Origin of the sequence: Tardiphaga sp. (assembly GCF_041424195.1) — a bacterium.
Lineage (GTDB): Bacteria > Pseudomonadota > Alphaproteobacteria > Rhizobiales > Xanthobacteraceae > Tardiphaga.
In genome coordinates this window covers 1-19,117 of the sequence record NZ_JBGMOE010000062.1, presented here as the reverse complement: position 1 = coordinate 19,117, position 19,117 = coordinate 1, and the positions used below count along the sequence as shown (strand labels likewise).

The window sequence follows — 19,117 nt, the reverse complement described above, 5'->3', positions numbered from 1 at the left end:
GGTGGTGACGGCTCGCTTCGCGACAACCCTGGTGACCGAACCTGTAGTTTCATCACCACTCCAGAGACTGCCCGCTCTCCGCTGGAGAGTCCGGCTGGCCTCATGGCACAAGGCGACGTGCCGGGATCTCGCGACTTGGACCGCTCGCCTTTGAAGACGGTCGTCCGCCGTGTGGTGCAGGAGATCTTGCCGTCTTTGGGTAGGCCGGCCCGTCTGTCCCAGTGGTATCCTGACCACAGCAGAGCCGTCCTGCCCGCGGGCAGCCGTCATTCATGCACCGCGCGACGCCGCATCTCCGGCGTCCACCGCATCCCGCCCCGCAATCGTGACGATCGCGATCGCCCCTCTCGGTGGGGCAGGACGGAACGGATCATATTCCTTTTGCCAGATCCGTCAAGAACAAACTAAGAACATTGCGGCCGCGAGCCGGCCTGCGCCCCGCGGGAGGCCAAGGTCCGCCCGTCCCGTCATCACCCGGACACCCCTCACGATTTTTTGCCCACAACCGCATGCATGCCCCGCGCCGATTGGCTTTGACTTCGGCCGCGCCATCGCCCACTTAACCGCCATGGCCAAGAAACCCGGTACCAACCCCAAAGGCGAATTCGCCTTTTTCAACGTCTTCTATGAAGACGGCTCGCAGCGCTCCAACCGCCGCGTGCCCTCGGAGCTGCTTGGCGGCCTAGACGGGGATGAGCCGGCCAAGGCCGCCATCGCCGAGCAGGACCGCGAGATCGCCGAAAAGTCCGGCCGCCCGGCGCTGGAAATCAGGAGCGTCGAACGCGTGGGCGCGAAGAAGAAGTAGGCAGCTCGCTTTTTATCCCTTCCCCGCCCTTGCGCGGGGTCTAGCGGACGAATTCGTCCGCCATGGGTGGCCGGCCACTTGGCCGGTCGGGTGGGGGTGGCGCCCTACAAACGACGCCCTCACTTGTGAAGGTGGCCTCCACTGCGGCTTCGCCGCTTGATATTTCAAGACTCGATGAACTCACTAGACCACCTCAAGGGTTCCACTCTTGCGGCATACTCTCGAGCCATTACAGACGCTATTGTTCCTGCAAGCGCCTAATAATTCCGGCGCCGTATTTATTCTCAATGCGCACGAGAAAGTCCGGTTCAACATCGTGAATAAACGCCAAGAATCCTGCCAACTCTCGTTTCTCGCCTGAACTAAGTTTACCTGTCAGCGCCCGATGCACGGCTGCACGAACTATCCTTTTACGGTCGTGGCCTATAGAAACTGCACCGTCATTGGTAAGAACAAGCCCCGTGACGAAGCGCTTGTACTTTGTCGTAGCAAGGACCGTTTTCGCTTCATTTATTGACAAGGATGGAGACTTTAACTCCCGGATTATTTTCCTGAGGTTAGATTCAACCTTTGTCAAAAAGCCGGTCCGCTTTGCTGAAAAGGTCAAATCGTCGGCATAGCGAGTATATGTGACTTGATCCTTGCGAACGATCTCTGCGACCTTTTCATCGAACTCATGCATCAGGATATTCGACAAAAGCGGAGACGACGGAGCGCCTATGGCAAGCACAAGAGAAGATCTTGCGTAGTCCTTCTTAAAAAACACGTTTGTAGTTAGCCAAAGATCCACTTCACTACGGAAAAGCGATCTCCGCTCGCAGTATGTTCGCCAGTCCCTCGCTGTAATTGAAGGAAAGAAGTTTTCAAAGTCGAACTTCATTATCGGGCCATTCTGAGCATGGGCCAAAGCATTCGCTTTTATCGAAATTCCTTCGCGATATGCTGTCGCAGCAACATGCACAGGCAGCTTTGCCAACAATTCGGCCATAAGTATTCGCTGCAGGGCCTTTAGCTCGCGGGCGGGCTGCGATATTACACGCTCTCCACCGTTCCGTTTCTCAATGGCGTAGGTCTTGTAACGACGAGGCGCGTTGCGGATGATCCCGAGAATATCAGACTCGCTGAGCCCAGTCTGAGCTATAAGAAGAGGAATGAGATCACTCATATACTGATCCCCCGAGCACCTTCTAACATTGCTCTGTGACGCTGAGGATCCTCTCTTTCCCAATACTCTCTAATCGCTATTCGCCTGCGTTGCTTATTCCTGATCTCCGCCTCTTTCTTAGAAAGAATTGTGGCCGCGTCCGACTTATTTGCTTTTGCAACGTAGTAGTCGCAAGTTCCTTTTGAAATTTGAACTACCCACCCGATTGCCTCAGCGCAGAGAAGATATCTACGAACGTCTTGCTCGGTCTTCCCAACGCCTATTATTTTGAGAAGCTCAAGAATCTCCGCTATCTGCAGAGCGCCGTACTCTTGGACCAGCCCCACAACCAATTTAATGACGTGACCCGACCGACTCGCATCGAACGTCGACGGTTCACTCGGCTTTGCCAGCCTTTCGGAAATCGGCTTCTTAAGCAGATCAACAAGCAAATTCTTGTCGACCTTCGCTGCTGAGTCGCCCTGCATTCCAACAACTTTATCTTCGACTATAAAAATAGCCCCTCGCCCATGCCTGCCTTCTATCCGTCGCAACGGCCCCAATCGCACAAACGAGCTTTTCTTCCAGTGCTTCTCTCGAACGATTACGAAAAGATGCGCAGCAATCTCTTCTGTCATCGCAAACGCACCAAGTTCGGCCAGACTTCCTTCGCTTTCGGAGAATAGTATGATGAGCTCGACTATCTGGGCGATATCGATCTCGAACTCAAGAATATCGGCGTAGATGTCGAAGAAAGAGAACGCTTCAGTGATATCTTCCGCTTGAACTAAGTCTCTGTTCTTCAAGATCGGATTATCGACAACCTTCAGGAAGGCGTCGCGAAGAGACAGCGGAGTAGGTACAGAGAGGTCTGATCGCTGTCCGCCACAAAGGAATATGATGTTCGACGCAGCCTGAACATGTATCCCGTTCGGATCCAAATCATCGGCTAACGGAAGCGGCAAAAGAGCTTACCTTTAAAGCCCCAAACGATAGATCCACGCTATCGAGCGGAGCGTCCCGTAGGGCGACAGCGTGGAGCTATCGTTTGGGGCGCCAAAACTCAGCAATAATATGAGGTCCAGCGAAACACCAGACCAAGCACCTAGCTAGTAAGTGCTCAACGCGTAAGCAGGCATAGAATATTACCGTCGGTAGTGAAAAGTCAATTCAACTCGCGTAGTAAATCTGAGTACTCGCAAACAACGAAACGAACGCAGTATTTTTCATTCTACAGTATGGAAAATCGAGAGCCCGACTCAAACCCAATACAATATTATTTTGGCGGATTACCGCTCGGATGCTCTAACCTTCTCACCCCGCCCCGCCCGCCATCTGCCTGTTCGTCATCATCTGCGCCGCGATGATGATCCACGGGAGCACCAGCTCCGGCACGAGATAGGTGATCCACACTGCATGCGGTTCGGGCAGGCCGACTTTTGATATCGAGAGCACGCGGCCGAGGCCGCCGACGAACACCGTCGCCGCCATCAGGACAATCAGCGTGTTGTGCTCGCGAATGGTCGATGCCGCCCACAGGCCCATGACGCCGGACATCAGATAGATGCCGCCCATGAAGCGATGCACATTGTCGAGCCGCGGCGCGGTCTCGGGCTGGCCGAGAACCATCTGCAGCGAGCCGCCGAAGATGGCGATGGCGCCCACCAGAAACAGGCAGACCTGGGCAACGCGCTGGCTGAGCAGCATCGGGGCGAGCGACGTCATGGCAATGTCCTTTTGAAAAATGGATAGAGCAATGCGCGACGCTAGCGTGCGGTGAGCCTCCATCAAAGGGCGTGTTGCGCACCGGCCGCGACCTCCTGCGTCCCCGCTGCACGCGGCGGGGCGCGGTGAAGGAAGCGCGGCTGCGAAGCCTCTTGACATCAAGAACAAAACAGGAACATACTTGCAGCCATACTAATCAAACGACGAGCGCGTCATGGCCGACATCACCTCTTCGTCGCAACGCCCTTTCCGGATGGCGGATCCGGGTCGCCGGCGGCGTATGAACGCACGGCACGCACCAACGAAAATGCCCGGCGCATCTAGCGAAGCTTGCTTCGCGCTGGCCGGGCATCATCAGAAGGATCAAACGATCGAAAGCGACGGTTAGTTATTCAGGAACGACCGCATCCGCCTTCGCCAGGAGGCTTCGGCGGACGAGGCTTGCTAGTTATCCAGGAAGCTCCGCAGCTTGCGGGACCGCGACGGGTGCTTGAGCTTGCGCAGCGCCTTGGCTTCGATCTGGCGGATACGTTCGCGGGTCACCGAGAACTGCTGGCCGACTTCTTCCAGCGTGTGGTCGGTGTTCATGCCGATGCCGAAGCGCATGCGCAGCACGCGCTCTTCGCGCGGGGTGAGCGAGGCCAGCACGCGGGTGGTGCTCTCGCGCAGGTTGGACTGGATCGCCGCGTCGATCGGCAGGATCGCGTTCTTGTCCTCGATGAAATCGCCGAGATGCGAGTCTTCCTCGTCACCCACGGGGGTTTCGAGCGACAGCGGCTCCTTGGCGATCTTGAGGACTTTGCGCACCTTCTCCAGCGGCATGCCGAGCTTTTCGGCGAGCTCTTCCGGGGTCGGCTCGCGGCCGATCTCGTTGAGCATCTGCCGGGAGGTGCGCACGATCTTGTTGATGGTCTCGATCATGTGCACGGGAATGCGGATGGTGCGGGCCTGGTCGGCGATCGAACGCGTGATCGCCTGCCGGATCCACCAGGTCGCATAGGTCGAGAACTTGTAGCCGCGGCGATATTCGAATTTGTCGACGGCCTTCATCAAACCGATATTGCCTTCCTGGATCAGATCCAGGAACTGCAGGCCGCGGTTCGTATACTTCTTGGCGATCGAGATCACGAGACGGAGATTGGCTTCCACCATCTCCTTCTTGGCCTGGCGGGCTTCGCGCTCGCCCTTCTGCACGCCGTGCACGATCTTGCGGAATTCGCCGATCTCGAGGCCGGTAAGGGCCGCGAGCTGCTGGATTTCGCCGCGCAGTTCCTTGATGCGGTCCTTCTCGACCGCGACGAAGTTCTTCCAGCCCTTGGCCGAGAGTTTCGAGACGCGGTTGAGCCAGCGCGGATCGAGCTCCGAGCCCTGATAGTTGCGCAGGAAGTCCTCGCGCGCGACGCCGTGGCTGTCGCCGAGGCGCAGCAGGCGGCCTTCGAACGAGACGAGGCGCTTGTTGATGTCGTAGAGCTGCTCGACGAGTGAATCGATACGCGCCTGGTTGAGGCGCAGCGACTTCACCTCGACGATGATTTCGTCCTTGAGCTTCTTGTACTTGCGCTCCTGCGACGGCGACAGCGAGGGGCCCTGCGAGGCGCTCTCGAGCTGGTTCGCGATGTCCTGTTCCTGCAGCTTGCGCAGCTTCTTGTAGCTGTCGGCGATCTTGTCGAAGGTCTCGACCACCTTCGGCTTCAGCTCGGCCTCGATGGCGGCGAGCGACATCTGGTTCTCGAACTCGTCGTCGTCCATGTCGCCGTCGGCAGCGCCTTCCGACGTGCTTTCGCCGGCGGGAGCCGCAGCAGGCGCCGAACGCGGCGGCGCCGGACGGAACGGGGTGGCGGACGGCGGAGCAGCAGGCGGAGCGGCCACGGCTTCGGCACCCTCGGCCACAGCTTCACCATCGACCGGCGGTGCGATCAGCGCCGGGTTCATGTTGTTCTTGGCGTCGGGACCGGCATAGGTCGCTTCGAGATCGATGATGTCGCGAAGGAAGATCTTTCCTTCGTTGAGTTCATCGCGCCAGATGATGATGGCCTGGAAGGTCAGCGGGCTTTCGCAGAGGCCTGCGATCATCGCCTCGCGGCCGGCCTCGATGCGCTTCGCGATGGCGATTTCGCCTTCGCGCGACAGCAGCTCGACGGTGCCCATCTCGCGCAGATACATGCGGACGGGATCGTCGGTGCGCTCGCCGGGCTCCGACTTCTTGACTTCGGTGACGGCCTTTTGCGTGACTTCGACGAGTTCGTTGTCGGTATCGTCGTCGTCGTCCTTGCTCTCCTCCTCGCCGTCCGAGTCTTCGTTCTCGGAGACGTTGATGCCCATGTCGGAGAGCATCGACATGATGTCTTCGATCTGTTCGGGCGAGGTGGTGTCCGACGGCAAGACTTCGTTGAGCTGATCGAAGGTCACGAAGCCGCGCTTCTTGGCCTGCTTGATCATCTTCTTGACGGCAGCGTCGGACAGGTCGAGCAAAGGCGACGGCGCTTCAGCGGAGTCCTTCTCCGGCGCGTCAGCTGCCTTGTCGTCTTTTTCCTTGTCCTTGGTCTGCAGCGTCTTTGCCTTGGTGGCCATTCAATGCTCCTGAAACGCGCTCACGCCGGGGGCGTCACCGCCCCGCTATCAATCCAGGGGGCGCAGGCGCCCCGATCCAATCATCGTCACCGCTTGACGCACAAAGGGCGGCGCATATCCATCGCCACCCCCGACGTCGTCTTCGCGGTTTTCACTACTTAAGCCCCAGACCCTTAGCGTGGAGAGCCTTAAGCTCGGATTAACCCTGTTTTTGCAGCCAAACCATGGGTTTGGCGAGTCTTTTCGCGGTTTGCCCGGGCACCATCCGCAGCAAAGTTGCCTTCGGCAGACCTTACGAACTGCGCTGGAACCGCCCCGAGGATTCTCCGAACCCCTCGATCAGCGCCTCGATCCCGTCGACCTCAGCCAACCGGGCCTTCACATCGCGCAACCAGCCGTAGTTCGTTTCGCTTGCTTCTGCGCCCAGAGCAAGCTCCGCGTCTTTGAGTTCTCTAAGTAATGAGTGCCACTGGCGATGCAAGGCAACGAGCTGCGTCCAGGTGGAAAGAACGTCCTCGCGGGCCGCGCCGGGCCGGGCCGCCCATACCGCCTGGGTGGTAACTGCCTGCTCAACGTGTTGTAATTGCTCGGAATACCCGGCCTTAACCAGATCTGAACGCATTTCCGCACTTTGCTCGGCCTCGTCGCCATGATGATGCTCATGGGCAAAGGCCGCGATGATCGCCGCGCGCAGCTTGTGCATCTCCGGATGGGCGAGTTCCAGCGCCGCCACCTCCTCCAGCCGGTCATGCAGCAACCAGGGATGGTTGATCAGCGACTGCACGATCAGCGCCTCGCGCCGGGAAATGGCGCTGCGCTGGCCGCGCATGATCGAGGAGGTCGCAAGCTGTGGACTGACCACCTGATAGGGCCCGCGCTGGATGGTTTGCGGCCCGGCATTGGCCCCAAACCGCCCGCCGCCACTGATTCGCCCGGCCGGACCGGGCGTGAACGGGCGCGGACTGCGCGCAAAACCGCCGCCGCCCGGCTGGAAGCCGCCGCGGCCGCCATTGTTAGCGCCATAGTTGCGCGGGCCGGTGCCGAAGGCGCGCTGCAGCCGCTCGGTCATGTCCTGGCGGTAGTATTTCTTCACCACCTCGTCGCGGATGCCGTTCGACAATTCGTTGATCCGCGCCTCCAGCGCCGCGCGGCGCTCCGGCGTCGCGAAAGTACCGCCGGCGATCTCGCGCGCCCAGATCAGGTCCGACAGCGTGCCCGCCGCCGCCATCACGTCCTCGATGGCCGCGCGGCCGCCGGAACGTGCGAGGTCGTCGGGGTCCTGCCCTTCGGGCAGCAGCGCGAAACGCAAGCTCTTGCCGGGCTTGAGATGCGGCAGCGCCAGTTCCGCCGCGCGCCAGGCCGCCTTCTGGCCGGCCCTGTCGCCGTCGAAACACAGGATCGGCTCGTCGGCCATCCTCCAGAGCAGTTGAAGCTGGTTCTCGGTCAGCGCGGTGCCGAGTGGGGCGACCGCCCCGGGAAAGCCGACGCCGACCATGGCGATGACGTCGACATAGCCTTCGACCACCACCAGCGGCGCGCCGTCATGGGCGGCCTTGCGCGCCATCGGCAGGTTGTAGAGATTGTCGCCCTTGTGAAACAGCGGCGTTTCCGGCGAGTTCAGATATTTCGCCGGCGCATCCTTTTTCAGCGCACGGCCGCCGAAGGCGATGACGCGTCCGCGCACGTCGGAAATGGGAAACATCACGCGATCGCGAAAGCGATCATAGGGCACCGGGATGTCCTCGCCTGATATCAGCAGGCCCGCCTCGACCATGTCGGACACCGGCACGCCGGCGGCGCCGAGATATTCCTTCAGCGCGAAACGATCTTCGGATGCAAAGCCCATGCGGAACTGGAGCTGAACCGCAGGCGTGATGCCGCGATCGGCGAGATAGCCGCGCGCCCGGGCGCCTTCGCGCCCCACCAGCGTCTCCGCGAAGAATTTCGCGGCGAGATCCATCACGTCATAGAGCGTCTTGCGGCGCTGCTCGTGGCGCGCGGCATCGGGCGTCGCCGCCGGCAGTGCCACGCCCGCCATCTGCGCCAGCCGCTCCACCGCCTCGACGAAACTGGCGCCGTCGGTCTCCATCACGAAATTGATGATGTCGCCGTGCTTGCCGCTGGAGAAGTCGTGGTAAAATCCCTTCTCGTCATTGACGAAAAACGATGGCGACTTCTCCTGCTGGAACGGCGACAGCCCCTTCCACTCCCGCCCGGCCTTCTTCAACTTGACGCGCTTGCTCACGACTTCCGAAACCGGAAGCCGGGCACGCAGATCGTCGAGGAATTGGGGCGTGAAGCGCATGGGGTGTTTATGGGTCGATCGGGTTAGGTAAGCGTTGCCGGTCAAACGGCCCAGGACCGGGTCTGAGCCCAGCCGACCATGGATATAGGTTTTCCGGGAGCAGATTTGAACCGGCTGTTATTAATACCGCTATTCACAGGGCAGGGCCGGGCCGGATCGGGTTGCGCTACACTCCAACCTCATCCTGAGGAGCGCGCCCTTGCGCGCGTCTCCTTGCGAATGGCGGAGCCATTCGCTGGGGATGGCGGGCCATTCGCTGGAGACGCACCCCACATCATGGTTCGAGACGGCGCAAGAGCGCCTCCTCACCATGAGGACGGAGTTTTTGGTGAGATTCCCCGCCATTCCAATTGGAACGGCTGAGGTTCGCGCGAGCTTCGCTCGCACGCCCCGGAATGACGTAGCTGTGGCAAGCTTGTTTCAATTTGCTTGAACTCACCCCGGTTCCACGCTCTCATATCCCATGTTCACGACATTCCGCGGCGGAAATACCGGTGCATGGCAGGTGATCTCGATCTCGCCGGTCAAGGGCGAGACGCTGAAACCCGTCAACGCGCTCTCCATCACCCATGCCGACGCCATCTCGCTGCCGCTGCTGCCCTCGCAGACATCATGGCGCCTCGCCGGCGTCGCCAGTCATGTCCGCTATGTCGAGCGCACCGAGAAGATCGCGCTGGTTGCAGCACAGGCCGGGCTCGGCCGACCAGAGGCGACCCATGGCGCGCTGATCCCGATCAGGAAGAACGCCGCCTGGTGGGACATGACCCAGAACGAGCGCCGCCGCATATTCGAGGACAAATCCCGCCACATCGCCGACAGCCTGAAATACCTGCCGGCCATCGCGCGCCAGCTCTATCATTCGCGCGATCTCGGCGAGCCGTTCGATTTCCTCACCTGGTTCGAATATGCGCCGGAACACGCGCAGGAATTCGAGGATCTCGTCGGCGGCCTGCGCGAGACCGAAGAATGGAGCTATGTGGAGCGCGAGGTCGATGTGCGGGTGGTGAAGGTGGTGGTTTGATATCCACTAAGCCTTGACCAACACGAAATACTTTTGTATATACAATCATCGCACTGAACGGCTCGTTCCAAACTTGAAGAAGGCAATGCAGATTGTAACTTCTTCTCGATGGGGCGCAGATGACGGCCGAACGCGATACGAGATTTAAGACTCTGGAGCCCGCGGGCTTCGAATGGGATGATCTCAAGAGCCAAGCGAACCTAAAGAAGCACAACATTGCTTTTGAAGAGGCAAGTGAGATCTTTTACTCACCGATCATTGCCTGGCGTTCACCCCGTAACAACGAGGAGCGATGGATAGCGATAGGGGAAGCTAATGGTCGAATCATTTCGGTTATTTTCACACACCGAAGTGAACTGATCAGGATCATTTCCGCGCGCCATCCGAGACCAAATGAAGAAAGAGCATATCGTAACGCGACAATGGGGCGATCGCCGCAAGGGAAAGACTGACTGGGCGCGTTTCGACGCGTTGACGGAGAAGGACATCGAAACCGCGATTGCCAATGATCCCGATTGGAAGGAATTCGAGGATATCGATTGGTCCAAAGCTGTCCTCCTCATGCCTGCAAAGAAGAAAGCCATCTCCATCCGCATCGACGAGGACGTTCTGGATTTCTTCAAGAGCGAGGGCGACGGCTATCAGGGCCGGATGAATGCGGTGCTGCGGTCTTACATGCTGCAGAAGGCCAAGCCGAAGACCAAGAAACGGGCATAGTTCTCCCGGCATTCCCCGCCGCTCCGTGGGAGCGGCTGAGGGCGGGACCGGCACCAAAGGCGGCGTGCACGTCAACCGCCTGACAAGGCCCGAACATCCGACCTGCATGGCTCCCATTCAAGATGCCGCACTTCTGGCATGGCATCACATGCGTCATATCTCCCGGCGATCGTCCCGCCCGCCTGAAAGCCTCCATGACGCCATCGTCCGAACACGCCCCCCGCGACTCCGGTCCCGGCGGCTGGCTGATTTTTTCCTTTGCCGTCGCCTGCGGCGTCACCGTCGCCAATGTGTATTACGCGCAGCCGCTGGTCGGGCCGATCAGCGAAGCCTTCGGGCTGGACCTGTCATCCGCCGGCGTCATGCTCACCATGGTCCTGTTCGGCTATGTGTTGGGACTCTTGTTCCTGGTGCCGCTCGGCGATCTCGTCGAGAACAAGACGCTGATCCTGGTGACGCTCGGCTGCCTGATCGCGAGCCTGCTGATCGCGGCGGCGGCACCAACGGCATCGATCTTCCTCGCCTCATCGCTGCTGCTTGGCGGCACCGCCGTCGGCACCCAGATGATCATGCCGGTGGTGGCACATCTCGCACCCGAGCGTATTCGCGGGCAGATCGTCGGGACCGTGATGAGCGGGCTTTTGTTCGGCATCCTGCTGTCGCGGCCGCTGGCCACCATGGTGGCCGGCTCATTCGGCTGGCGCGCGGTGTTCGTGATGTCGGCGGTGCTGATGTGCGGTGTGTTCGCGCTGATGATGGTCGCGTTGCCGCGCCGGCAACCGACGCATGAACTGACCTATGCGACGCTGATCCACTCGCTGTGGGATCTGATGCTGACCACGCGGGTGCTGCAGCAGCGTTCGGCCTATCAGTGCCTGCTTTACGGCGCCTTCAGCCTGTTCTGGACGGCGATGCCGCTGGTGCTGGAGCAGCCGCCATTCGCGTTCGGCCATATCGCCATGTCGGCCTTCCTGCTGTCGGGCGCCGGCGGCGCACTGGTGGCACCGCTCGCGGGACGCCTCGCCGATCGCGGCCGCGGCGATCTCGTCACCGTCACCGCGATGCTGCTGGTGCTCGCGAGCTTCGTGCTGACCTGGATCGCCGGCCACACCGGCGGCACGCTTGCCATTACGCTGTTCGTCATCGCGGGAATCCTGATTGACGCCGGCACGCAGGGCAATGTGGTGGCCGGACAGCGCGCGATCTACGCCCTCGCCGGCCATATCCGCAGCCGGCTCAACGCGCTGTTTCTCGCCTGCGCCTTTTTCGGCGGCGCGGTCGGTTCAGGCCTTAGCGGGTTTGCGGTGGCATCGGGCGGCACCTCGATGATCGCCTTGATCGGCATCGGTGCATCGCTGATTGCGCTGGCGCTGTTCGGGCTGGAAGTGGCGGGCAGACGCAAGGAAGGTTAGATTTTCTATTTGAGCATGATCTTTTCGGAAAACCGGTTTCCACTTTTCCGGATCATGCTCTAAGGCGCCAGGAAGCGGCCCGACCTGATGCGCGTCGTTTCATCGACCGGCCTGTTGTAAATATAGGTCCAGGCTTCGCTCACGCTGCCATCGGCCAGCGTCACGGCAATCCGCTCGCGCAGATACAGCGTCGGCTGCGGGTGATCTGGGCCGACGCTTTCATAGTCGTCGAGCGCTGCCATCAGCTCATCCGGCTTGCGCAACCGAAACAGCTCGCCGAATACGATGTCACGGGCATCGTCGGAATGCAGCAGGCCCGGATAATGCGCGACCATATACAGCCTGCCGCGGCACGAGGCTTCGCCGAGAAAATCCGCGCCGGATGACAGCAGCTTCGACATCGGATGATCGAAGCCGCGCATGAGGGTGCCATAGACGAAAACGCGATCGGGCATGGTGTCGGTCAGACTTTCTCGGCAAGCGCCGCGGCGACATCGTCGCCGGCGGACACCACATTGATACTCACATCCATGCCGAGAAGCGCATCTGCCGAGCCCATATAGGTGCCGTGCAGCGGCACCGCCTGGCGCGGATCGCGCGCCACGGCGACGCGAATGAGATCCTTGCTGCCGATGATGCCGTTGGTCGGATCGAATTCGATCCAGCCTGCAGCAGGCAGATAGACCTGCACCCAGGCATGGGTGGAGCCGCCGCCGACATAATTGTGATCGCGGTCGCCATGGATGAACAGATAGCCCGACACGAAACGCGCGGCGATGCCGAGCCGGCGCAGCGCCTCGATCATGAACAGCGCGAAGTCGCGGCAGGTGCCGGATTTGGTCTGCAGCGTATCGAGCGGATGCTGGGTGCCATGCTCGTAGCGCTTGCGATAGGCGAACTGCTTGCGGATGCCCAGCGTCATGCCGGAGAGAATATTGTAAGTCGGCGTGCGGCCCTGCGGATCGAGAAAGCCGCGCGCCCATGCGGCGAGTTCGCCATCGGGATCGCCATATTGCGGCCGGATGAATTCCTGCAGATCCGGCAGTTCCTCGGCGTCATACAGGAACGGATAGAAATAGGCCTTGTCGTCGGCCGTCAGCGCGAACTCGTCCGACGGCAGATGTTCGATGGTTGCGGTGGACACGAAAGTGAGTTTGCGCGCGTGCTCATCGAAAGTGGCAATGGCGACCGAATTGCCGAACACGTCGTGGATCCAGCGCAGCGATGCCGGCTCCGGCGTGATCTCCAGCCTGCCATTGAGCATGCGCAGATCATGGCCATCGCGCGGCCGCAACATGATCCGGTGCTCGCCAAACGCAACGGGATGTGCGTAGCGATATTCGGTCTTGTGATGAATCGTAAGCAGGGGCATCAATGGATCGTTCATGCGTGATTTGTCCCGTGCAGCTTATACGGAAGACATTTTTACGGAAGGCCCGGCAATCACAGGCCGGAATGCCGCATCGTTAGGCAGATTGGGAAAGCCTTTGGATAGCCATCAGGACACGGTTCTACACCTCGGGCCAGAGGAAGTTCCTCCGGTTCTGGAGCTCAATATCCGGGGAACGTCCCCTTTTCTCCTGACTTGCGATCACTACGGCCGGCTGGTTCCGGAGATGCTCGGCGATCTCGGCCTGCCCGAAAGCGAGTTCGCCCGCCACATCGCCTGGGATGTCGGCATCGCCGGCGTCGCCGAGCAGATGGCTCGGGCGCTCGATGCACATCTGGTGGCGCAACGCTATTCGCGGCTGGTGATCGACTGCAACCGGCCTCCGGACGCGGTGAGCGCGATTCCACTGATCAGCGAAGCGACCACAGTGCCCGGCAATGATGGCCTCACGCAGGACGCCAAGGCGAGGCGGCGCGAGCTGATCTTCGATCCGTATCACCGCCGCATCGACGAGGTGATCGATGCACGGCTGGCGAACGGGCAGCCGACGGTGCTGGTGTCGCTGCACAGCTTCACACCGGTCTATGCGGGCATTCAGCGCCCCTGGCATATCGGCACTCTGTATCAGCACGACACCAAACTGCCGCCAGTGCTGCTGCATCATTTGCGCTCCGAAGCCGATCTGGTGGTGGGCGACAACGAACCCTATGCAGTCTCGGATGCGACCGACTACACGATCCCCGTGCATGGCGAGAAACGCGGACTGATGAATACGGGGATCGAGATCCGGCAGGATCTGATCACGGACGCAAGCGGTCAGACCGAATGGGCGGAGCGGCTGACGCGCATCTTCACGGAAATCGAGGCGACGCTGATCACGCCGCACGCCTCGCACCTGTAGCCTTGTAGCTGCCAATGCACCCGCGCGGCGCGAAGTGCCTAGCCGTGCGTCGCGATGAAATAGGCCACCACCATAAATCCCGCCGCGACCATCCACAGGAAATAGGCGGCACGACCTCCGGGACGCAGTGTCGAATCGGATGGATTGTCGGGATTGACGAAGACCTTCACCGCATCGCCGTTCTTGTAATCCATCCCGAACAGCCGCAACTGCCATGACGGCGGGTTCGGATTGCTCGTGCTCAGGCTTCCGGCGGACCCGATATAGGCGACGTGCTTGAAGCGATAGTTGTACTGCACGTTCCGGGTCTGCATCACCGGCCCGCTGCGCCCGGTATCGCTGTCGCGACTCACATAAGTTTCGGGCGCGCCCAGTTTGACGGTGCCCGGCACCACCGGCCACTTCCGCGCCAGCGACCCCTGCCGGTGCAGCGCCAGGCCGAACAAGGCAACGAGCAAGCCGAACCCGCAAAGCGCCGTCACCATCGGAGACACCTTTGGGTCGGTCAGATGTGCGGCGATGAATTCATTGATGCGTGCCGCACCGAAGATGCCGCCAATCACAAGCGTCAGCACGATGACGGCGGCGATGCCAAGGCAGCCGCCGATCCCCTTCGGCATCTCGCGATCGAGTACGGCATCGCGCGGGTGCCGCGGATTGTAATAGACCATCACCGCAGTGCCGACCGGATAGCGCGCGATTGTTTCCGCGACTTCGAAATTGCCGCGGTCTTCGCCGATGCTGACGCGGTTATTGGTGAGCTTCTGTCCGCTGACTGTATATTCGTAGACGATATTCGCGAAGTTGCGCTGCTCGGTCCGTTTGCGATCTTCCCGGGTGTCGTCGAGCACCTCGACGTTACGTACTTCGGATGTCGAGACAATCACCTTGCCGAAGGTGGATGGCCAGTCGCTGGCAGCACGGACCTGCAGATATTTAGTGCCGGCGGCGGCCAGGATCAGGCCGAACGGCGCCAGCAGCATGGCATAGACGAACCAGGGAATGTCGGGCACGGCGGATCCTTGCGGCACGAACGCCGGCGGCGCCCTCAGATCGTTGGACGTGCGGACGCGGCATAAGGTTCAGCGGGCGCGTGTCAGCGCCAGCCAGACCCCGCCGCCGATCATGAAGCCGCCGGAGATGCGCGACAGCAGCCGTGTCCGCCGTGCCGAGAAGAACTGTCGCGCGCGGCCCGCCGCCACCGCATAGACCATGTCCGTCAGCGCCGCCGTCACCATGAATGTGGCGCCGAGGATCCCGACCTGAAGGAAGTGGTTCTTCTCCATGTCGACGAATTGCGGAATGAAGGCGCCGAAGAACACCAGCACTTTCGGATTGCTGAGCAGCACCATCATGCCCTGCAGGAAGAACCCGCCGCGCGGCGGCGCCGGCGGCGTATCGGCGTCGATGCCCTCGACCGGCGCGCGGACCAGCTTGATGCCGAGCCACACCAGATAGGCAGCGCCGGCAAAGCGCACCCAGTCGAACCAGTAGCCCATGGTGGCCATCAGCGTCGCCAGACCGAGCGCGACGATGCCGATCACCACGGCAAGCCCCGCTTGCGTGCCGGCAATGCTGATCATCGCCGCACGCGTGCCGTAACGCAGCCCATTGGCGATCACCAGCGTGACATTCGGACCCGGCAGCAGCGCCAGCGCGATGCAGGCGACGACGAACGCGAGATAGACTTGAAGCGACATGGCGTTTCTCTCAGGGGAGTCTTGCTGGTGGCCGAACTCTAGCCCACGCGCTGCACCAGACAAGAGCATCGCTTGACAGGCAACCATTTGGTTGCCTATTATCCCGGCCATGGATGAGGTCTTCAAGGCACTGGCCGACGCGTCGCGGCGCTCATTGCTGGACCGGCTTCACGCCGACAACGGCCAGACGCTGAACGAGCTCTGCGACGGGCTGGACATGTCACGGCAGGCCGTGACCAAGCACCTTGCAATTCTGGAAGCGGCCAATCTCGTCGCCACCATCAGGCATGGCCGCGAGAAGCTGCACTACATCAATCCCGTCCCGATCCATGAGATCGGCGAGCGCTGGATCAGAAAATTCGAGCGCGGCAGGCTCGCCGCGCTCAGCGAGTTGAAACGACAGCTGGAGACGCGTGATGAGTAAGCCGGAATTTGTCTATGTCACTTTCATCGAGACCACGCCTGACAAGCTTTGGCAGGCACTGACGAACGGCGACTTCACCGAACGCTACTGGTTCGGTTACCGCCTCGATAGCGACTGGAAAGTCGGTTCGGCCATGACGCTCGGCAAGGGCGGCATCGTGATGGATGAATGCGTGATTCTGGAATCCGATCCACCGCGCCGGATCTCATATAGCTGGCATCCGATCTATGACGACGACATAGCCACGGAGAAGCCGTCTCGCGTCACGCTCGATCTCGAACCACGCGGCAAGGTGGTCAAACTCACCGTCACACATCAGGGCTTCCCGGATCACAGCAAAGTGCTGCCGAGCATCTCCCGCGGCTGGCCGATGGTGTTCGCAAGCCTGAAGACCTTCCTCGAAACCGGGCAGCCACTGTCGCTCGACCCGACGAGCGAGACGTAAGGAGCAGCCGATGGATATCAGCACATTCAAACCCGCCTTCGCCTACACGATCTACATTGCCTCCACGCCGGAGAAAGTCTGGCAGGCGCTGACCTCGGCAGAGTTCAGCCGGCAGTATTTTTCCGGCTTTGCCGTCGAACTTGAGCAGAAAGTCGGCGGTACGTTCAGGGTGCTGATGCCGGACGGATCGCTGCATATCTCCGGCGAAGTCATCACCTGCGATCCACCGCGCAAGCTTGTCATCACCTGGGACGTCAACTGGCCCGGACTTGTCGAGGCGCTGGGCTCAACGCTGGTGACCTATGACATCGCGCCATCCGGTGAGGCGGTGAAGCTGACACTGACGCAATCGCATGACCGCGAACTCAGCGACGACATCCTCTCCGGCGGCCGCGCCGGCTGGCCGGCGATCCTGTCGGGACTGAAGAGCTTGCTGGAAACGGGCAAGGTCCCGGCGATCCAGATGGAGCCACCGCTGCGGCTGCTCGCGGCGTTGAAGGAGATGGGGATCAAGGTGCCGGGGATGTGATTTCGTAGAACCTCATCCTGAGGAGGCGCACTTGCGCCGTCTCGAAGGATGGGTTCGGGCGCTCGTGGCCATGGTTCGAGACGCGCGCAGCGGCGGAGCAAGCGCTCCGCCTGCGGGCGCGCTCCTCACCATGAGGTCCGAGCTACCCCAGCGCCCGTAACTCCCGCCGCAGCACCTTCCCCGTCGCCGTCATCGGCAGGCTCTCCGCAAACTGCACATGGCGCGGATATTCATGGGCGGCGAGTTGCGACTTCACAAAGTCCTGCAGCTCGCGCGCCAGCGCGTCGCTGGGCGCGAAGCCCGGCCGCAGCACGATCCAGGCTTTCACCGCCTCGGTGCGGATCGGATCGGGAATGCCGACCACTGCCGACAGCGCCACCGCCGGATGCTTCAACAAGGTATGCTCGATCTCGGAGGGGCCGATGCGATAGCCGGCCGAGGTGATCACGTCGTCCTCGCGCGAGACATACCAGAAGTAGCCGTCATCATCCTGAATGCCGAGATCGCCAGTCAGCAGAAACTCGCCGGCGAATTTCTTCGCGGTGCCTTCCGGGTTTTGCCAGTAGCCCAGCATGGTGCAGGGATTGGGCTGGCGCACCCCCACGATGCCGCGCTCGCCGCGCGGCAATTCCTCGCCCTGTTCGTTGACGATACGCACATCGAAGCCCGGCGTCGGCTTGCCCATGGAGCCCGGCCGAATCGGGAACAGGTCGGCATTGTTGCCGACCACCAGATTGCATTCGGTCTGGCCGTAGATCTCATGGGCGTCGATGCCGAACGTATTGCGCACCCAGTCGAGCAATTCCGAACCGAGCGACTCGCCGCCGGTGAGCATGCTGCGCAGCTTCACGCCATCATGTTTGACGTTTGCCTGCCGCATCAGCTTCAGCGCGGTCGGCGGCAGGAACACGTTGCGTATCTTGTGATCGGCCATCAGCTGCATCGCGGCTGCCGGTTCGAATTTCTTCGCGCGATAACCGACAATGGGAACGCCGTGATACCAGGCCGGAAACAGCGCATCGAACAGTCCACCGATCCACGCCCAGTCGGCCGGCGTCCAGTAGACATCGCCGGGCTTGGGGAAGAAACCATGCACCATCTCCACATTGGGCAGATGGCCGAGCAGTACGCGATGCGCATGCAGCGCGCCCTTGGGATTTCCTGTGGTGCCCGAGGTGTAGATGATGATCGCGGGATCGTCACAGGACGTATCGACCGTGGTGAAGTCTTCGGACGCCGCCTCGATCGCGGACCAGAACGGTTTGGCGCCGGCATGCGGTGCACTGTCCGTGACGTAGATGTCCTGTAAATGAGGCAGCCGCTCGCGGATCTTCGACAACTTGTCCCAGCCACTCGCGTCGGTAACGATGGCCTTGGCCCCGGAATTGGCAAGGCGGAATTCCAGCGCGTCCTCGCCGAACAGCGTGAACAGCGGCACCGAGACCAGACCCGAACGGAACGCGGCGAGATGCACGATCGGCAGTTCCACCGATTGCGACAAGAACACCGCAATGCGGTCGCCGCGCTGCAGGCCGTCCGCCTTCAGCACATTGGCGAAGCTGCGCGAGAAAGCCTGCATCTCGTCGAAGGAGAAGTGATGCGTGCCGCGGTCCTCGTCCACATAGATCAGCGCCAGCCGCCCGCTACCGTCGGCATGACGGTCGCAGGCCACCGTCGCGATGTTGAATCGCTCCGGAACATCCCAGCGGAAATTGCGGACGAGCGTCTCATAATCCGTGGTTTCGACCAGCATGGCAGGCTCCCTGCGGCCGCGTTTGCTTCTTCTCGTTATTCCAGGGGAGAAGTCTGAACGGCCGCAGCGACGTCATAGCCTATTTCCAGACGGCGTTGAACTCAGCCCTCATGGTGAGGAGCGCGCTCTGAGGCGGAGCGCTTGCTCCGCCGCCGCGCGCGTCTCGAACCATGATATGTTTGTCGCCATCCTTCGAGACGGCGCCAAGGGGCGCCTCCTCAGGATGAGGGCTGGTGTCCGCCAAAGTGCCTTGAAATTCCCGGCCCGGCATGGTC

21 protein-coding genes are annotated in these 19,117 nt (G+C 61.1%); 10 read left to right on the top strand and 11 right to left on the bottom strand.

The genetic code is table 11. The annotated features are described in order from the left end of the window. Window positions 1–568 precede the first annotated feature (568 nt). Window positions 569–805, top strand: coding sequence for a hypothetical protein (locus ACEK02_RS09835; RefSeq protein WP_371421531.1), 237 nt, complete (start codon window positions 569–571; stop codon window positions 803–805). A 238-nt stretch (window positions 806–1,043) separates the two neighbouring features. Here ACEK02_RS09835 and ACEK02_RS09830 read toward each other — a convergent pair whose 3' ends face one another. The 3 genes from ACEK02_RS09830 to ACEK02_RS09820 form a co-directional block, all read right to left on the bottom strand. Further along, entirely contained in the window at window positions 1,044–1,970 is a 927-nt protein-coding gene (locus tag ACEK02_RS09830) for a retron St85 family RNA-directed DNA polymerase (protein WP_371421530.1), read from the bottom strand. Next, the gene (locus tag ACEK02_RS09825) at window positions 1,967–2,890 is read right to left on the bottom strand and encodes a retron St85 family effector protein (RefSeq protein WP_371421605.1); all 924 of its coding nucleotides are present in this window, start codon (window positions 2,888–2,890) and stop codon (window positions 1,967–1,969) included. Before ACEK02_RS09825 ends, ACEK02_RS09830 begins: the two co-directional genes overlap by 4 nt. Window positions 2,891–3,263: 373 nt before the next feature. Next, a complete protein-coding gene (locus tag ACEK02_RS09820; protein WP_371421529.1) occupies window positions 3,264–3,674 on the bottom strand; it encodes a DUF4345 domain-containing protein in 411 nt (136 codons plus the stop codon). Window positions 3,675–3,888: 214 nt separating this feature from the next. On the opposite strand from ACEK02_RS09820, the gene ACEK02_RS09815 reads away from it, so the two are divergent. Further along, on the top strand, window positions 3,889–4,062 hold the full coding sequence (locus ACEK02_RS09815; RefSeq protein ID WP_371421528.1) for a hypothetical protein: 174 nt from the start codon (window positions 3,889–3,891) through the stop codon (window positions 4,060–4,062). A gap of 56 nt (window positions 4,063–4,118) precedes the next feature. Here ACEK02_RS09815 and rpoD read toward each other — a convergent pair whose 3' ends face one another. Further along, complete coding sequence (rpoD, locus tag ACEK02_RS09810) at window positions 4,119–6,245, bottom strand: RNA polymerase sigma factor RpoD (RefSeq protein ID WP_371421527.1); 2,127 nt, start codon at window positions 6,243–6,245, stop codon at window positions 4,119–4,121. A gap of 292 nt (window positions 6,246–6,537) precedes the next feature. Then, window positions 6,538–8,550 carry a DNA primase gene (gene dnaG, locus ACEK02_RS09805; protein ID WP_371421526.1) on the bottom strand — a complete coding sequence of 671 codons (2,013 nt, stop codon included), beginning with the start codon at window positions 8,548–8,550 and terminating at the stop codon, window positions 6,538–6,540. A 463-nt stretch (window positions 8,551–9,013) separates the two neighbouring features. Here dnaG and ACEK02_RS09800 point away from each other — a divergent pair, with 463 nt between their 5' ends. The 4 genes from ACEK02_RS09800 to ACEK02_RS09785 all read left to right on the top strand — a co-directional run bounded on the left by ACEK02_RS09800 (window position 9,014) and on the right by ACEK02_RS09785 (window position 11,700). After that, window positions 9,014–9,571 (top strand): chlorite dismutase family protein, encoded by a 558-nt coding sequence (locus ACEK02_RS09800; RefSeq protein ID WP_371421525.1) that lies wholly within the window; start codon window positions 9,014–9,016, stop codon window positions 9,569–9,571. Between the two features lie 119 nt (window positions 9,572–9,690). Further along, window positions 9,691–10,023 carry a BrnT family toxin gene (locus tag ACEK02_RS09795; RefSeq protein ID WP_093759459.1) on the top strand — a complete coding sequence of 111 codons (333 nt, stop codon included), beginning with the start codon at window positions 9,691–9,693 and terminating at the stop codon, window positions 10,021–10,023. Then, on the top strand, window positions 9,965–10,288 hold the full coding sequence (locus ACEK02_RS09790; protein WP_371421524.1) for a BrnA antitoxin family protein: 324 nt from the start codon (window positions 9,965–9,967) through the stop codon (window positions 10,286–10,288). The genes ACEK02_RS09795 and ACEK02_RS09790 overlap by 59 nt, the downstream gene beginning before the upstream one ends. A 194-nt stretch (window positions 10,289–10,482) precedes the next feature. Beyond that, window positions 10,483–11,700, top strand: coding sequence for an MFS transporter (locus ACEK02_RS09785; RefSeq protein ID WP_371421523.1), 1,218 nt, complete (start codon window positions 10,483–10,485; stop codon window positions 11,698–11,700). 59 nt (window positions 11,701–11,759) lie between these two features. On the opposite strand, the gene ACEK02_RS09780 is transcribed toward ACEK02_RS09785, so the two are convergent. Beyond that, window positions 11,760–12,155: a gamma-glutamylcyclotransferase gene (locus tag ACEK02_RS09780; RefSeq protein ID WP_371421522.1), complete on the bottom strand. Its 396-nt coding sequence runs from the start codon at window positions 12,153–12,155 to the stop codon at window positions 11,760–11,762. A gap of 8 nt (window positions 12,156–12,163) precedes the next feature. Then, window positions 12,164–13,072, bottom strand: a complete 909-nt coding sequence (locus tag ACEK02_RS09775; protein ID WP_371421604.1) for a transglutaminase N-terminal domain-containing protein — start codon at window positions 13,070–13,072, stop codon at window positions 12,164–12,166. A gap of 115 nt (window positions 13,073–13,187) precedes the next feature. Between ACEK02_RS09775 and ACEK02_RS09770 the strand changes: the two genes are divergently transcribed. Continuing rightward, the gene (locus tag ACEK02_RS09770; protein ID WP_371421521.1) at window positions 13,188–13,991 is read left to right on the top strand and encodes an N-formylglutamate amidohydrolase; all 804 of its coding nucleotides are present in this window, start codon (window positions 13,188–13,190) and stop codon (window positions 13,989–13,991) included. Window positions 13,992–14,029: 38 nt separating this feature from the next. On the opposite strand, the gene ACEK02_RS09765 is transcribed toward ACEK02_RS09770, so the two are convergent. Next, window positions 14,030–15,004, bottom strand: a complete 975-nt coding sequence (locus tag ACEK02_RS09765; RefSeq protein ID WP_371421520.1) for a DUF3592 domain-containing protein — start codon at window positions 15,002–15,004, stop codon at window positions 14,030–14,032. Between the two features lie 69 nt (window positions 15,005–15,073). Further along, window positions 15,074–15,691 (bottom strand): LysE family translocator, encoded by a 618-nt coding sequence (locus ACEK02_RS09760; protein ID WP_371421519.1) that lies wholly within the window; start codon window positions 15,689–15,691, stop codon window positions 15,074–15,076. 109 nt (window positions 15,692–15,800) lie between these two features. On the opposite strand from ACEK02_RS09760, the gene ACEK02_RS09755 reads away from it, so the two are divergent. From ACEK02_RS09755 to ACEK02_RS09745, 3 genes are read left to right on the top strand one after another with little or no spacing between them, the layout of a single operon-like run. Further along, window positions 15,801–16,115 (top strand): ArsR/SmtB family transcription factor, encoded by a 315-nt coding sequence (locus tag ACEK02_RS09755; protein WP_371421603.1) that lies wholly within the window; start codon window positions 15,801–15,803, stop codon window positions 16,113–16,115. After that, on the top strand, window positions 16,108–16,560 hold the full coding sequence (locus ACEK02_RS09750; RefSeq protein WP_371421518.1) for an SRPBCC family protein: 453 nt from the start codon (window positions 16,108–16,110) through the stop codon (window positions 16,558–16,560). Before ACEK02_RS09755 ends, ACEK02_RS09750 begins: the two co-directional genes overlap by 8 nt. A gap of 10 nt (window positions 16,561–16,570) precedes the next feature. After that, window positions 16,571–17,089, top strand: coding sequence for an SRPBCC family protein (locus ACEK02_RS09745; RefSeq protein WP_371421517.1), 519 nt, complete (start codon window positions 16,571–16,573; stop codon window positions 17,087–17,089). A 142-nt stretch (window positions 17,090–17,231) separates the two neighbouring features. Here the strand turns inward: ACEK02_RS09745 and ACEK02_RS09740 are convergent, their stop codons facing one another. Together ACEK02_RS09740 and ACEK02_RS09735 are read right to left on the bottom strand one after the other, a co-directional pair. Then, window positions 17,232–18,842 carry an acyl-CoA synthetase gene (locus ACEK02_RS09740; protein ID WP_371421516.1) on the bottom strand — a complete coding sequence of 537 codons (1,611 nt, stop codon included), beginning with the start codon at window positions 18,840–18,842 and terminating at the stop codon, window positions 17,232–17,234. A gap of 79 nt (window positions 18,843–18,921) precedes the next feature. Then, on the bottom strand, window positions 18,922–19,117 hold a 196-nt coding region (locus ACEK02_RS09735; RefSeq protein WP_371421515.1), incomplete at its 5' end, for a hypothetical protein.

Coding starts and splice junctions, on each gene's coding strand:
- ACEK02_RS09800 (WP_371421525.1), top strand. CDS start 9,014: ATGTTCACGACATTCCGCGGCGGAAATACCGGTGCATGGCAGGTGATC.
- ACEK02_RS09785 (WP_371421523.1), top strand. CDS start 10,483: ATGACGCCATCGTCCGAACACGCCCCCCGCGACTCCGGTCCCGGCGGC.
- dnaG (WP_371421526.1), bottom strand. CDS start 8,550: ATGCGCTTCACGCCCCAATTCCTCGACGATCTGCGTGCCCGGCTTCCG.
- ACEK02_RS09815 (WP_371421528.1), top strand. CDS start 3,889: ATGGCCGACATCACCTCTTCGTCGCAACGCCCTTTCCGGATGGCGGAT.
- rpoD (WP_371421527.1), bottom strand. CDS start 6,245: ATGGCCACCAAGGCAAAGACGCTGCAGACCAAGGACAAGGAAAAAGAC.
- ACEK02_RS09780 (WP_371421522.1), bottom strand. CDS start 12,155: ATGCCCGATCGCGTTTTCGTCTATGGCACCCTCATGCGCGGCTTCGAT.
- ACEK02_RS09760 (WP_371421519.1), bottom strand. CDS start 15,691: ATGTCGCTTCAAGTCTATCTCGCGTTCGTCGTCGCCTGCATCGCGCTG.
- ACEK02_RS09835 (WP_371421531.1), top strand. CDS start 569: ATGGCCAAGAAACCCGGTACCAACCCCAAAGGCGAATTCGCCTTTTTC.
- ACEK02_RS09745 (WP_371421517.1), top strand. CDS start 16,571: ATGGATATCAGCACATTCAAACCCGCCTTCGCCTACACGATCTACATT.
- ACEK02_RS09790 (WP_371421524.1), top strand. CDS start 9,965: ATGAAGAAAGAGCATATCGTAACGCGACAATGGGGCGATCGCCGCAAG.
- ACEK02_RS09830 (WP_371421530.1), bottom strand. CDS start 1,970: ATGAGTGATCTCATTCCTCTTCTTATAGCTCAGACTGGGCTCAGCGAG.
- ACEK02_RS09740 (WP_371421516.1), bottom strand. CDS start 18,842: ATGCTGGTCGAAACCACGGATTATGAGACGCTCGTCCGCAATTTCCGC.
- ACEK02_RS09755 (WP_371421603.1), top strand. CDS start 15,801: ATGGATGAGGTCTTCAAGGCACTGGCCGACGCGTCGCGGCGCTCATTG.
- ACEK02_RS09820 (WP_371421529.1), bottom strand. CDS start 3,674: ATGACGTCGCTCGCCCCGATGCTGCTCAGCCAGCGCGTTGCCCAGGTC.
- ACEK02_RS09775 (WP_371421604.1), bottom strand. CDS start 13,072: ATGCCCCTGCTTACGATTCATCACAAGACCGAATATCGCTACGCACAT.
- ACEK02_RS09750 (WP_371421518.1), top strand. CDS start 16,108: ATGAGTAAGCCGGAATTTGTCTATGTCACTTTCATCGAGACCACGCCT.
- ACEK02_RS09795 (WP_093759459.1), top strand. CDS start 9,691: ATGACGGCCGAACGCGATACGAGATTTAAGACTCTGGAGCCCGCGGGC.